14 protein-coding genes are annotated in these 13549 nt (G+C 64.7%); 4 read left to right on the top strand and 10 right to left on the bottom strand.

The genetic code is table 11. From position 1 onward, the window contains the following. Positions 1-164: 164 nt before the first annotated feature. The gene (locus DEIPE_RS03870) at positions 165-1220 is read left to right on the top strand and encodes a zinc-binding dehydrogenase (RefSeq protein WP_015234674.1); all 1056 of its coding nucleotides are present in this window, start codon (positions 165-167) and stop codon (positions 1218-1220) included. Positions 1221-1231: 11 nt separating this feature from the next. Here the strand turns inward: DEIPE_RS03870 and DEIPE_RS03865 are convergent, their stop codons facing one another. From DEIPE_RS03865 to DEIPE_RS24820, 5 genes are all read right to left on the bottom strand, one after another. Further along, the gene (locus DEIPE_RS03865; protein WP_041230685.1) at positions 1232-2185 is read right to left on the bottom strand and encodes a type 2 periplasmic-binding domain-containing protein; all 954 of its coding nucleotides are present in this window, start codon (positions 2183-2185) and stop codon (positions 1232-1234) included. Positions 2186-2193: 8 nt separating this feature from the next. Continuing rightward, positions 2194-2835, bottom strand: coding sequence for a phosphate signaling complex protein PhoU (phoU, locus tag DEIPE_RS03860; protein WP_015234672.1), 642 nt, complete (start codon positions 2833-2835; stop codon positions 2194-2196). A gap of 101 nt (positions 2836-2936) precedes the next feature. After that, positions 2937-3905: a sensor histidine kinase gene (locus DEIPE_RS03855; protein WP_015234671.1), complete on the bottom strand. Its 969-nt coding sequence runs from the start codon at positions 3903-3905 to the stop codon at positions 2937-2939. A 120-nt stretch (positions 3906-4025) separates the two neighbouring features. Then, positions 4026-4718, bottom strand: a complete 693-nt coding sequence (locus DEIPE_RS03850; protein ID WP_015234670.1) for a response regulator transcription factor — start codon at positions 4716-4718, stop codon at positions 4026-4028. A gap of 249 nt (positions 4719-4967) precedes the next feature. Further along, positions 4968-5243 (bottom strand): hypothetical protein, encoded by a 276-nt coding sequence (locus DEIPE_RS24820; protein ID WP_245557655.1) that lies wholly within the window; start codon positions 5241-5243, stop codon positions 4968-4970. Between DEIPE_RS24820 and DEIPE_RS03840 the strand changes: the two genes are divergently transcribed. After that, complete coding sequence (locus DEIPE_RS03840) at positions 5169-6047, top strand: IS4 family transposase (RefSeq protein ID WP_015234669.1); 879 nt, start codon at positions 5169-5171, stop codon at positions 6045-6047. The genes DEIPE_RS24820 and DEIPE_RS03840 overlap by 75 nt on opposite strands. Positions 6048-6081: 34 nt before the next feature. Here DEIPE_RS03840 and DEIPE_RS03835 read toward each other — a convergent pair whose 3' ends face one another. After that, positions 6082-6723 (bottom strand): MBL fold metallo-hydrolase, encoded by a 642-nt coding sequence (locus DEIPE_RS03835; protein WP_041230684.1) that lies wholly within the window; start codon positions 6721-6723, stop codon positions 6082-6084. Between the two features lie 202 nt (positions 6724-6925). Between DEIPE_RS03835 and DEIPE_RS03830 the strand changes: the two genes are divergently transcribed. Further along, positions 6926-7183, top strand: a complete 258-nt coding sequence (locus DEIPE_RS03830; protein WP_015234667.1) for a hypothetical protein — start codon at positions 6926-6928, stop codon at positions 7181-7183. 121 nt (positions 7184-7304) lie between these two features. Here the strand turns inward: DEIPE_RS03830 and DEIPE_RS03825 are convergent, their stop codons facing one another. Then, positions 7305-7964 (bottom strand): M23 family metallopeptidase, encoded by a 660-nt coding sequence (locus DEIPE_RS03825; RefSeq protein ID WP_083865857.1) that lies wholly within the window; start codon positions 7962-7964, stop codon positions 7305-7307. A gap of 134 nt (positions 7965-8098) precedes the next feature. On the opposite strand from DEIPE_RS03825, the gene DEIPE_RS03820 reads away from it, so the two are divergent. Beyond that, positions 8099-8656 carry an RNA 2'-phosphotransferase gene (locus DEIPE_RS03820; RefSeq protein WP_015234665.1) on the top strand — a complete coding sequence of 186 codons (558 nt, stop codon included), beginning with the start codon at positions 8099-8101 and terminating at the stop codon, positions 8654-8656. Positions 8657-8994: 338 nt separating this feature from the next. Here DEIPE_RS03820 and DEIPE_RS03815 read toward each other — a convergent pair whose 3' ends face one another. From DEIPE_RS03815 to tkt, 3 genes are all read right to left on the bottom strand, one after another. Beyond that, positions 8995-10329: a glycoside hydrolase family 27 protein gene (locus DEIPE_RS03815; RefSeq protein ID WP_052326622.1), complete on the bottom strand. Its 1335-nt coding sequence runs from the start codon at positions 10327-10329 to the stop codon at positions 8995-8997. 277 nt (positions 10330-10606) lie between these two features. Further along, positions 10607-11515, bottom strand: a complete 909-nt coding sequence (locus DEIPE_RS03810) for a transaldolase (RefSeq protein ID WP_245557588.1) — start codon at positions 11513-11515, stop codon at positions 10607-10609. Between the two features lie 2 nt (positions 11516-11517). Next, positions 11518-13545 (bottom strand): transketolase, encoded by a 2028-nt coding sequence (gene tkt, locus DEIPE_RS03805; RefSeq protein WP_041231146.1) that lies wholly within the window; start codon positions 13543-13545, stop codon positions 11518-11520. Positions 13546-13549: the final 4 nt, after the last annotated feature.

Below are 13549 nucleotides of genomic sequence, written 5' to 3'. Positions count from 1 at the left end.
TCCTTTGGGCCAACACGGCCAAACTTGAACTTGGTTCAGTTATGAACCGAGTGTAACAAATATCGGCTCTGCTGGGCGCAGGCTCGCCTGCGCTTTCATGATTGACACCGCTGGACACAGAACAGGAAACGAACGTGCCAAGCGAACGTTCGCTAGCATAAACCATGCCCAACGCCACCATGCGCGCCGTCGTGATGACCGGACGCGGAGAGCCGCACGTGCTGCAACTTCAAGACCTACCCATTCCACAACCCCAGGCAGGAGAAGTGCGTGTGCGGGTGCGCGCCGTGGCCCTCAACCACCTCGACACCTGGGTACGCCGGGGACTGGCCAGTCCCCGGCTTCCCCTGCCGCACGTGCTGGGCAGTGACGCCGCCGGCGAAATCGATGCCGTTGGCCCCGGAGTGCACGACCTCGACCTCGGCGCGCGCGTGATGGTCAACCCGGGGATCAGCTGCGGGCACTGCGAGCAGTGCCTGAGTGGTCAGGACAACCTCTGCCGCGCCTACCAAATTCTCGGCGAGCACCGCACAGGTGCTTACGCGCCCTTTGTGGTCGTGCCGCGCGCCAACATCGTGCCGATGCCTGCCGCGCTGACCTTTGTCGAGGCCGCCACGGTGCCACTTGCCAGCCTGACCGCGTGGCAGATGGTCTTCGACAAGGCCGACCTGCGGCCCTGGCAGACCGTTCTGGTGATGGCGGCGGGCAGCGGCGTGAGCAGCTGGGCGATTCAGTTCGCCAAGCTGGCCGGTGCCCGCGTCATTGCCACGGCCGGAGACGACAGCAAGCTGAGCCTCGCTCGGACGCTTGGTGCGGATGAAGTCATCAACTACCGCCAAGAGGACTACGGCGCGCGCATCAAGGCCCTGACGGGTGGCGTGGGCGTCGACGCTGCCCTCGACCACACCGGCGCCGATAACTGGCAGACCAGCCTGCGCGCCTTGAAATGGGGAGGCACCCTGGTCACCTGCGGCGCCACCAGCGGCTACGAGGCCGTCACGCCCCTGGGCGCCGTCTTTTACAAGCAACTGCGCATTCTGGGTTCCACCATGGGTCCGAAAGGTCACCTGTTCAGAATCGCCCACCTTCTCGAACAGGAGAGGCTGCGTCCGGTGGTGGCGGACGTGATGCCGCTGGAGCAGGCCGCGCAGGCCCATGAACGGATGGCCTCGCGGGACTTTTTTGGCAAGATCGTGCTGGAAGTCGGTGAAAAGGCGTAACCCCAGCCTCGTTATGGCCTGGGAGCGGGTGGCCCCTTGAACGTCGCAAGGTCGCGGCCACCAAAGGTCAGCCGGACGCTCGGCCTCTCCTGTTCGGGCAGGGGCGTGAAGAACTCACTGTCCTGAGCTTGCAGGGCCGTCAGGAAAGCGTGCAGCGCCTGTGCTTCTTGAAGTCCGCGTTCCCGGTAACGCTGCTCACGCAGGTAAACGGCCCAGACCAACCCCCGGAGCGGATACGCCTGTGCGTCCTTCACCGGGGCCAGGCTGGTATACACAGAAGCGGGAACCGCGTCCACACCCTGCGCCACCGAGGCCTCAACGAAGAGGCCGCCTGGACTGCGCAGTCGGGCGACTTGCAGGTCCGGTGCCTGCTCCAGGGGCCCCAGCAGACCCAACGAGCCGGTCACCCGCAAGTCGGCCAGCTGCTCGCGCTGCCGGGTCCGTATGTTGACGGCGCCCGCCGACCAGCTGCTCTTGCGCCACGTCGAAGGCCACCAGCCACCCGTCACGCACGCCTCCGCAAACACCTGGCTGGCGGCGTTCGGGACGCTGCGGGCCGTCGTCAGAATTGGCAGCGAGGGCAAGCGCACTTCCGGGTTGAGGGCGGCAATTTCGCGGTGGTCCCAGGTCAGGACCCGACCGGCAAAAATCCGACAGGCGGTCTTGAGGTCAAGCTGCAAATCCACGCCAGGCAGGCGGTAAGCAAGCCGGACCGGATAGACAGCCACGGGCAGAAACACGACCGGCCCAATTCCCCTGGGGGGCAGAGGACCAGGCCGGCTCACGAGTGCCACGTCCGCCCGGCCTGCATACAGCTCGCGCAAGGCGTCCGGCGCCGAGGTCTGACGGTAGTGGGTTTCCAGCCCACCCAGTTCACGCAGCCAGGGAGGAGCCGTGCCGACGACGCTCACGGCGCCAGAGGTGCATCCCAGCACCATCAGCAGCCATGCGAACGTTCGCGGCACGCCAATGCTCAAGTGCGCTGACCGGTGACCCAGTAATTCACGCGCTCGGCGACGTTCTCGATGTGGTCGCCCACGCGCTCCAGACTGCGCCCCACCCGCATCAGGGTGATGGCCTTGCCGATGGTGCGCGGATCTTCGAGCATGTACGTCACCAGCTCACGTTGAATCTGCTCGTACAGATCGTCGACCTCATCGTCCATTTCCAGCGTGGCACGCGCCAGCTCCACGTTGCGCTCGCGGATGGTCCGCTTGAGGCTGTCGATCATCTCACCCAGCCGCTCGAGCATGCGCGCCAGGTTGATGTACTTTTTCAAAGCCGTTTCCTGCGCCAGCTCCACGCCGTCCTCAGCCACGTGCACGACGTAATCGCCCATCCGCTCGATGTCGGTGAGGCTCTTGAGGATCAGCGCGATCAGACGCAGGTCGCGCGCGACCGGCTGGTGAAGCGCAATGACGCGCAGACACTCGGCTTCGATGCGGGTCTCCATGGCGTCGACTTCCTTGTCGAGGGCGCGGGCATTCGCCAGCGCGCCCGTGTCTCGTTCGATCAGGGAGGCGCGGGCGAAGTCGAGTTGACGGGCGACCACGTCCAGCATTTCGAGGGCGCCTTCCAGAATGCTGCGCAGATCGTGTTCCAGGGCTTCACGCATGGCGGTTTCCTTCGTGCGCGCCTGAGCGCGCGGTATCGGGACTGAGCAGGCGGTTTTACCGCCGCACGGGTGGAATCTACCACGACCGGCAGGCAGTCATGTCAGCTGCCCGGAACCGTGAAACAAAAGGCATTGGCGCCCGTCGGCCACTCGCTGCTGGGCGCGAGCCGTTGCGTCCAGGCCTGTCCGCCCCATCCTTCGACAATCGAGCGCACGATGTACAGTCCCATGCCGCTGCCGTTGCCCTGCGCTCCTTCTCCGCGCACGTGGGCGCGCCAGAGGTTGTGCGTGTCACGCAGCGGAGCACCACCGTCGATGACGGCTATTTCGACCAGCTCACCCGGAACGTGGGGTTCTCCCGTGCGGGAGTGGACCTGTACCTTGCCGGGGCGTGGACCATAACGGAGGGCGTTTTCGAGCAGGTTGATCAGGACCTGTAACAGCTTGTCCGGATCGGCACGAATGAGCCGGTCTTCGCCGCGATCGATGCAGACGCCGGAGCTGGCCAGTTCCGGTGCAATCAGACGCTCAGCGCGAGCGAGCACTTCGGACAGGGGCAACGTCCGTGCGCGCGTGGGGCGAAAGCCCACCGCGAGGTCCTCGACCAGCCGGGCGAGACGCTCGACTTCGGCAATGCCCTGATTGACAAAGCTCTGCTGCATGTCGTAGGGCAGCTCGTACTGCAAGGCTTCGAGCAGCCCCTTGAGCGCCGTGACGGGCGTGCGGAATTCATGTGACAGCACGGCTGCCGCTTCGCGCAATTCCGCTTCGCGGCGGCGCAGGTCGGTCACGTCCTCGACGATCAGCGCGCCGGGAACCGCGCGACAGTGCAGGGCGCGCCCGCTGATTTCCAGATCGAGTTCACCGCCGCGTTCGGCCAGGGTCTCCAGGGTGTGTCGCCGCACGACTTCCAGCAGCCGCCGTCCGCGTGCGCGCTCACTGCTCACGCTCCACAGCCGCACGGCGGCGGCATTCAGACGCGTGACGATGCCGTGCTCGTGCAACACGACAGCCTGCGCCAGCGCATCTATCCAGGAGACGTCCTGCGGCTCTCCGGGGCCAGGCGTCACGTTCTTCTCCCTGCGGGCCACACCTGCTTGCGTGGACGCCGTGCGCCCTGGGGCCCTTGCGTGCGCCGCGGAGTCACCGCAGCTTCGCTGGCTCCTGAACCGGGCCCGGACAGGTACGCTTCAACCCTGCTCATGGTTCCAGTTGCGCATGCGGTAGCCTTTGCCCCGCACGGTTTCCAGAAAGCGCGGCGAGGTTGGGTCTTCGCGCAGGTGGGCGCGCAGCTGCGTGATGTGCTGATCGACCGTACGCTCGCCGCCCAGAAAGTCCGCGCCCCACACCCGGTCGAGCAGTTCGGTCCGTCCATACACCCGCGACAGGTTGTGCGTCAGGAACGCCAGCAGGTCGAACTCGCGCCGGGTCAGCAGCAGCCGCTCGCCCGAAAGGCGCGCTTCCGCTCCAGCGAGATCGATGGTAAGAGGACCGTTAGTGAGCACCTGCAGCGTCTCGGGAGCGGCGCGGCGCAGCAGTGCCCGCACCCGGGCCACCAGTTCGGCGGCCGAGAAGGGCTTGGTGAGGTAGTCATCCGCGCCGCTCTCGAGTCCCTCGACACGTTCGGCTTCAGCGGCGCGCGCCGTCAGCATCAGCACTGGCAGGCGGCGGTGCTCCGGGTCGCCACGCAGACGGCGCAGGAAACTCAGGCCACTTTCGGTGGGCAGCATCCAGTCGAGCACCAGCGCGTCGGCGCTGCCCAATGCGTCCAGCGACTGGTGGGTGGTCTCGAACGCCGATACCCGCAGCCCGGCACGCTCCAGGTGAAAGCGCACCACGTCACGCACGGTCGGTTCGTCTTCCACGACCACCACGTGGTTCACGGCTGCCTCCCGGCCTGCATGGCCGTGCAGGCCCACCGGGCAATCTGACCCTGACGCGCCGCGGGTGCTGGCACGTCCCACCGGTGCAGGACCCCGCGCCACCGTGCTACATGAAAGGAGACAATCACGCCTTCATTGTTCAGCGGCGCGTCAGGGAAGTGTCAGGGCAAACTTACGGTTTGACTTCACCCGGTGTTGCGGCACGTGTCAGTCAGCCCTTGGTACCCGACAGTTTTGAGTGCAAGGTTCTCAGGAGCGAGTGAGGCATAAAGAAACGCGTCCCAGCCTGCCTTCGATGCCTTCCAATCCCGCCTGCGGGCATACTTCCCCGCTTACCGCAAGAACCAGCTCGACCTGCTCGTCCTGATACTCTTCGCCCTGATCACCGCGCAGGACACCCGGCATGCCAAGCTCGCCACGCGTTTCCCCGGCCAAGCCAAAACCTCCTCGGTGATCCGGCGGATTGAACGGTTCTTCCAGCAGCACCCGCTGTGCCCACTCGATGTTGCCCGCTTCGTCCTCCAAGCCCTCCCGGACGGCAAGCGCATCTTCATTCTCGACCGAACGAACTGGAAACTTGGGATGCAGGACGTCAACCTGCTGGTGCTCGCCGTTCGCTGGCGCGGCGTCGCGATCCCACTCTTGTGGGAGACGCTCGACCATGGTGGAAGCAGCAACCAGAGCATCCGCGCGGAGTTGCTCAGGCAGGCACTCGAACTCCTGAAACCCCACCAGATTCGCTTGTTGATCGCTGACCGTGAATTCATCGGTGCAGACTGGTTGGCGTTCCTGACCGGGCACCGCGTGCCGTTCTGCTTGCGCATCCGAGCAGATACCAACGTCGATGGTTTGCCGGCGTGCGAGTGGTTGCCTGACCTGAAGGCGCACGAGCGCGGGGTGATTGCGCACGAGGTGGAGGTGATGGGTACCTTCGTGAACGTCGCCGTGGCCGTGAGCGCTGAGGGTGAGCGGGTGGTGGTGATCGGGACGTTACGAGCCGAGCGGCTGCTGGACTGCTATGCCGCAAGGTGGGCAGTGGAGTCACTTTTTGCTTCGATGAAGTCCAGGGGTTTCCGGCTGGAATCGTCGCACATGACGCGGGCGGCGCACGTGTCACGGCTGATCGGGTTGCTGACGTTGGCATTGGTGTGGTGTGCGTTGCTGGGCGCCGGGGAGGCACGGCGGGTGCTGGTCCATGGCCGCGCGGCGGTGGGGATGCTGGCAGCTGGCTGGTCGAGGTTGATACGGGCGTTCACGCGGGCCGTGTGGGGCGAGGCTGCCACGCTCCTGGAGCTGGTGGACCAGCTTTTCTCACCGGCTGGCACTTGAAGTCACAAAACTGTCGGGTACCAAGCAGTCAGCCTCAAAGAAACGGGTTGTGCAGCCGCTCGCGCCCGACGGTGGTGGCCCCACCGTGCCCGGGATACACCACCGTGTCGTCAGGCAGGGAGAGCAGCTCACGCGTGATGCCCTGAATCAGCTGGACGTGGTCCCCGCCCGGCAGGTCTGTCCGTCCGATCGAGCCGCGAAAGAGCGTGTCACCGGCCAGCACGAAATCCGTACCTTTCAGGATCACGTGTCCGGGCGCGTGACCGGGCAGCTCGCGCACTGTCAGGTGGACGTCACCGGCTTGCAGCACCTCGCCTGGCGTCAGGAACGCGTCGGGGTCGGCGGGCTGGATGACGTTCATACCCCAGCGCGCCGCACTCTGCGAGGCCGAGCGGTAAATCTCGAGATCAGCGGGGTGCAGCAACACCGGAATGCCCAGCGTGGTGCGCAACTGCTCGACGGCCCCCAGATGATCGAAGTGAGCGTGGGTCAGCACGATGGCCTGCGGACGCAATCCAAACGCTTCGATTTCACGCAGGAGCCGCTCTCCCTCGTCGCCGGGGTCCACCACGAAGCCCTGACCGGCTGCGTCCCGAACGAGCAGCGCGTTTTCCTGCAGAGGCCCGGTCACCAGCGTGCGGACGCTGAGATGGGCATGTTGTTGCGTTTGCGTCATGCGGCTCATTATGCCCCTCACCCGAACGCTCCGGCATGTTGCGGGACTGTGGTGCCTGCCAGAATCGACCTGACGCTGACCGTTCGTGGCCCGTTTCCGGCCGGTCCGTGCTCGCGGCTCTGCCGGTCCCGGTCACACACTACCCGCGAACAGCACGGCCGCATCCCGGCTTCCGGGGCACGCCTTGCTTTAGGCTCAGGTCATGAGCGACGCAGAACTGAACTTCGCCAAGACCCTCCTCGAGGGCCGGTCATACCGGGACCTGACCGACGACGAGATCATCGAGCGCTCGCGCCTGCTGCTGGAGGGCTGGCTGGGAGGAGAGCACCGCATGGAGCGGCCAAAACTCTACGACCACTACGCGCTGGTGCTGGTGGCCCTGCTGCGCCGCGTGCAGGCCCTGGAGACACGGCTGGAGGCTCTGGAGCCAAACTCCGACATAAACCGCGAAAACCTGTAGAGACAGCCCTGAAACCGACCTGACACGCAGCATCTACCATCGGCGTGGGAATCGACAACTGATGCAGCACCATATTTGACAGGCAATGAAGCCGCCCACCGGGCGGTTTATTGTTGGGACCTCAGCGATCGGACGGTTTCGGCGGCCGATCGACCAGCAGCGGAAGCGGGTCGATGGCCCGGTAGTCGCACCGGGCCTGCGAGCCTTCGTTGACCTCAAAGTGCAGGTGCGCCGGCGTGTCACGTGCGTTGCCCGTCGTACCGACGTAGCCCAGCAGGGTGCTGGTGGTGACCCGCTGCCCTTCGCGCAGCCCGGCAGCGAAGCGCTCAAGGTGCGCGTAGTAATACCGCCGACCGCCCGCACCGACGGTAAACACCCATTTGCCTCCCAGTGGTGTTTCGGAGATTCTCCACACGAAGCCGGCAGCGGCACTGTATACGGGCGTGTTCCGTGGAGCGAAGATATCCTGCCCTTCGTGCAGCCGTCCACCGCCGCGCGGACGGGCGAAGGTGTCACGCACCTGCCGGACACGCACGCCACTCACCGGCATGACGAGCTGCCGGTCCGGCTTGCCGGGAAGGCGCGCCTCGTACAGCGGGAGTTGGCGCTGGTACGGGACCCACTCGGCTCGCCGACGGTGTTCGGCTGGCGTGCGTGGTTCCGCGCCAAATTCCGAAGGACAGCGAGGTGACGCCGTCCCGGGCGTGACTGCCTGACTTGCCGGCCATGACAGACTCGCACCCAGCACCAGGACGAAGCGGGCCAAACCTGTAGCCGTCATGCTGCTCTTGTACACGCTCAGGCGGCCGAACACCGGGTGCCAGGATGCACAAAGGCGGGCCTGTTCGGATTTGCCTCTTCTGCCTCCGCCAATCGGCGCTGTTCTTCGGACGACCGGATCTGTAGCTTGGACAAATGAACAGCCGCCAGGTCAAGCTCAGCAAAATCCTGTCACGCTTCCTGCGGCATGCACCCCACGAATTGGGGATGTCGCTGCTGCCAGGAGGCTGGGTGAAAACGGACGCGCTGTTGTCTGCCCTGTCGGCCCGTGGCGTGCGCATCACCTTGGACGAACTGCGTGCCCTGGTGGCGTCGAGCGACAAACAACGTTTCGCGCTCGACGAGGTTCGTGGCCTGATTCGCGCCAACCAGGGACACAGTGTAGAAGTCGATTTGCTCCTGGAGCCTGCGATCCCGCCCGAAATCCTGTATCACGGTACGGCCGAAAGGTACCTCGCGGCTATTTTGGTGGATGGTCTGCAACGCATGAAGCGGCATCACGTGCACCTGTCCAGGGATGAAGAGACAGCCCACCGGGTGGGATCACGGTGTGGCCGGGCGGTGGTACTGCGCGTGAACGCCCGGCATATGCATCACGATGGATTCGTGTTTCTGCTTTCAGACAATGGTGTCTGGCTGACCGATCAGGTGCCGCCCCACTATCTCGGTGTGTCAGACCGGCGGTCTGACTGAAATGGACCGTCACAGGCCTGGAGTGAACCCCTGGGAGCGGACAGTGGAGCAAGACACTTCGCCTTGGCAGCCAGTAGGCTGACCAGCAGACGAAGGAGTTCACCATGCCCGGACGGCAGCACACCCGCGAGTTCAAGATTGAGATCGTCCTGTCCATCGAACACGGAGAGAAATTATCGCCCAGCTCTGTCGTGAGCACCAGCTCTCTCCCAGCGTGGTGCACCGCTGGCCCTACATGAACAGGACACTGTGCGGAGAGACACGAAGTCGCCTAATGCCCGCACCCGAGAGCTGTCCCTGCGAGGGAAGACCCCGGAAAGCGTTCTGCTCTCAAGCTCTTACGGATCTCCGGAGATCTGAACAAGGCACGACGCATGTGGCTCAAGATGGACGGATAGGACGTCGCGCTCTACGTTCATGGGCTGACCGACCCACAAATCTGAGGCGTGCAGCGTTCCATGCAGCCCGAGCTCCGCAAGGGGAAACACAATTGTTTCGGCACGATCATAGAGGTTGAATAACCCGAGGTTGACCTGGCCGTCCGGCATGTCTGACGTCCACACCACCAAGTCTCCCTCCCGGCAAAGTTGCCGTGGTCGCTCCCCATGACGATGTACAGCCAAGACGTCCATGTTGGTGAGCAGCGCCAGAGTCGCTTCGTCGTTGTCCCGAAGCTCTCCACCGAACATCAAGGGCGACCGGAAGAGGCACCAAAGCGTCATCATTGTGCGCTGCTCGTCAGGCGTGAAGCGCGTCAACCGGTCTCGGCCGCCGCCATCGACGGAACGCAGGCCGATACGGCCTAAGGGGAGCATGTCACAGTCCGGCCAGTGACCCGAGCCGACGTACGCGCTCCATGCGTCACACCGCTCAAACATGGCGTAGAGCATGTCCCAGTGGTCCCAGTAATCGTCGGTGAGCCGCCACATGTTGGCGTGGTCGACCAGAAACTGGGCGTGCTCGACAGGTGCCGGACCGGGGGAGAGGCTGAGCACCATCTCGCGTCCACACCGGTCGATGGCTCGGCGGATGAGCTCGATTTCCGCTGGATGGAAATGGTAGAGCCGGGACGCCGCGATGTCATCCACCTTCACGAAATCGACGCCCCAACTTGCGTACAGCTGAAAGAGCGGAAAGAGCGAATCATAGTACGCCTGCGCGCCTTCCTTGGTGGCGTCCACACCGTACATGTCGGTGTTCCAGGGGCAGATGGAGTTTGGATGGGCAATGTCACGTGCACGTGCATTCGTGCCGAGGATGGGCGTGTTCGCGTGAACTGCCTGCCGCGGGATGCCCCGCATGATGTGAATTCCGAATTTAAGGCCCAGGCGATGCAATTCATCCGCGAGCGGCTTGAAGCCCGCGCCGTCCGCCGCCGATGGAAAACGTCGGGTGGAGGGCATCAACCGAGAGTAGGCGTCCATCTCGAGGGGCACGAAGGGGCGGTACACGCTGGAGTTCGCTTCGGGTTCGTACCACTGGATGTCCACCACCACGTATTCCCAGCCGAAGGGCTTGAGGTGCTCCGCGAGGTACTGCGCGTTGCCGAGGACTTCCAGCTCGGTGACGCTTGCGCCGTAGCAGTCCCAGCTGTTCCAGCCCATGGGCGGGGTGACCGCGACTCGGTGATGTGCTTGTGGTTGAGGTCGAGCTGAGGAGATCAAGGTGGTCATGGTGTCCTTCGAGCAGCGTCGCGACACGCGAAGCGACCGACGCGGGAGGTTCAATCAGGCTGATCGTGGAACTGTGATGGACGTGAGGCAATTGATGGCTGCATCGGGCCCAGCCCACGAGATGGAAACGAGAGGAGCGATCCCAGCCTTGGGCAGTGCGTCCAGCAAGCCTTTGAGGTCCTTTGCACCGCGACGTCACTCACTTCATTTCAGTCGGCCGATGCAGTACTTGGCCGAAGTATCTGGTGGAGCTTCGCCTCGACGTCCTGACGAAGCTTCAGGTAATCCTGGTGAAAGGCGCGAATGCCTTCAATGAGCTTCTCGCCCGCCATCTGGTTTTCCACCAGCGCCCACCGGAACGCCGCTTCACTGAGGTGCGGCTCCCGCTCGGCCGCCACCTCACCCGGCGTGAGCTGCCGAACCAGCGTTCCCTGGTCCGCGTCGAGCTCCCCAGCAACGCCGGACTGACCGTCAGTCGGTCGCAGCCGGCCAACGCTTCCACCTGCGCGGCGCTGCGGAACGACGCGCCCATCACGACCGTGGGGTACCCCTGCTGTTTGAAATGCGCGTAGATGCGCGGCACGCTCTGCACACCCGGGTCCTCATCGACAGGGTAGCTGTCTTTGCCTTCGTGCTTCTTGTACCAGTCGGTGATGCGACCCACGAACGGTGAGATCAGGAGTGCCCCGGCCTGCGCGCACGCCACGGCCTGTTCGAGGCCGAACACCAGCGTCAGGTTGCAGTGTATTCCTTCGCGTTCGAGCACTTCCGCCGCGCGAATGCCTTCCCACGTCGCGGCCAGCTTGATCAGGATCCGCTCGCGGATCACGCCCTGCTCCTCATACAGCGCGATGAGACTTCGGGCTTTGTCGATCATGGCGTCACGATCGAACGACAGCATCGCGTCCACTTCGGTGCTGACGAAACCGGGGACGAGCCTGGTGAGTTCCACGCCGAAACGCACCGCGAGCCGGTCGAGAATGCGCTCGACGCTCTCCTCTGCTCGGCTTGCCTGTTCGATGACGTCGCTTACGAGGTCAGCGGAGGCGGAGTGCTGGGCGGCCTTGAGAATCAGGGAGGGGTTGGTGGTGCAGTCCTGCGGGCGGAACTGCTCGATGGCCGTCAGGTCGCCGGTGTCCGCGACCACTACGGAGAATTCGCGGAGTTGCTCCAGTGTGCTCGCCATGCTCATTTCCCTTCCGCACGCACCATCACGCGTTTGGCTGCTGAAACGATGTTCTCCACGGTGACGCCGAACTCCTGAAAGAGACGCGCGGCCGGCGCGGACTCCCCGAAGGTCGTGAGGCCAATGACTTCCCCGTCGAGGCCGACGTACTTCCACCAGCCGTCCGCGTGCGCCGCTTCGACGGCGACGCGAGGCAGGACGCGTGGCAGCACAGTGCTGCGGTACGTGTCGTCCTGCGCGTCGAACGTCGTCGTGGACGGCATGGACACGACACGCGCCCCGATGCCTTCGGCAGCGAGCTGTTCGGCGGCCAGCACGGCAAGGTGCACTTCGGATCCCGTGGCGATCAGGATGACGCGCGCGTCCTCGGCGTCAGAGAGGACGTACCCGCCGCGCGCCACGTCCGGTCGTGCCTGTGGCTCGCGCGCGAGCTGCGGGAGGTTCTGCCGGGACAGCAGCAGCGCCGTGGGCCCCTGGTACTCGACGGCGTGCGTCCATGCGACGGCCGTCTCGAACAGATCCGCGGGACGCCAAACGTTCAAGTTCGGGATCAGGCGCAAGCTCGCGGCCTGCTCGATCGGCTGGTGGGTCGGGCCGTCCTCCCCGACGCCGATGCTGTCGTGCGTCAGGACGTACACAACTTTGATCTTCATCAGGGCGGCCATGCGTAGCGCGTTGCGGGCGTAGTCACTGAAGATCGCGAACGTTCCGCCGTACGGCAGGAAGCCGCCGTGCGCGGCGAGACCGTTCATGATGGCAGTCATGCCGAACTCCCGCACCCCGTACTGCACGTAGTTCCCTGATGCCCCGCCTTGGGTGAACTCGAGAGGTTTGGAGGCGCGGACGCGGGTGAGGTTGGACGGCGTGAGGTCCGCGCTGCCACCGATCACTTCCGGCAGTGCGGGCACGAGCGTCTCGAGGACGTTCTGCGAGGTTTTGCGTGTCGCGAGACTCGTCGTTTCAGTGCTCGCGCCCGCGAGGAGATCATCACGAGTTTCCGTCCAGTTGGTGGGCAATTCGCCAGCCAAGCGACGGCGGAACTCGGCCGCCTTCTCCGGGTACTCCAGTTCGTACCGGGCGAAGCGGTCATTCCAGTCCTGCTCGAGGGTCGCGCCGCGTTCACGCGCGTCCCAGGCGCCCTGGAGGTTCTGTGGGATTACGAAGGGTTCGTGCGTCCAGCCGAGCGCTTTGCGTGCCGCTCGAATTTCGTTCTGGCCGAGAGGAGCGCCGTGCACGTCGTGCGTGCCGGCTTTGGTGGGTGCGCCGTAGCCGATGGTGGTGCGGCAGCAGATGAGGGTGGGGCGTTCGTGCTGTGCTTTGGCGTCCTCGATGGCGTGCAGGACGCTCTGGTGGTCGTGCCCGTCGATGTTCTCGATGACGTTCCAGCCGTACGCGCGGTACTGCGCGGGGACGTCATGCGAAAACCAAGGCTCGATGTGCCCGTCGATGCTGATGCCGTTGTCATCCCAGAAGGCGATAAGCTTGTTCAGGCCCCAGGTGCCCGCGAGGGTGCACGCTTCGTGCGAGAGGCCTTCCATCAGGCAGCCGTCGCCGAGAAAGACGTACGTGTGATGATCGACGATGGTGTGCTCGCTGGTGTTGAACTCGCTCGCGAGGAGCGTTTCGGCGAGGGCCATGCCGACGGCGTTCGCGAGACCCTGCCCGAGCGGGCCCGTCGTGGTTTCCACGCCAGGGGTGTAACCACGCTCCGGATGCCCGGGGGTTTTGGAGTGCCACTGCCGGAAGTTCCGGAGCTCCTCGAGCTCGAGGTTATACCCGGTGAGGTGCAGCAGGGCGTAGTGCAGCATGCTGCCGTGACCGTTGCTGAGGATAAAGCGGTCACGGTCAGGCCACAGCGGACTCGTGGGGTTGTGTCGCAGGTGGTGCTGCCAAAGGGCGGTTGCGATGTCTGCCATGCCCATGGGCATGCCTGGATGACCGGAGTTCGCGGCTTCGACGGCGTCCATCGCGAGGACGCGCAGGGCGTTGGCGAGGTCACGAGGGGTCGTTCCTGGAATGGTAGTCGTCATGAGG

Origin of the sequence: Deinococcus peraridilitoris DSM 19664, assembly GCF_000317835.1 — a bacterium.
GTDB classification, from domain to species: domain Bacteria; phylum Deinococcota; class Deinococci; order Deinococcales; family Deinococcaceae; genus Deinococcus_A; species Deinococcus_A peraridilitoris.
This window is presented reverse-complemented; position numbering and strand designations above follow the sequence as displayed.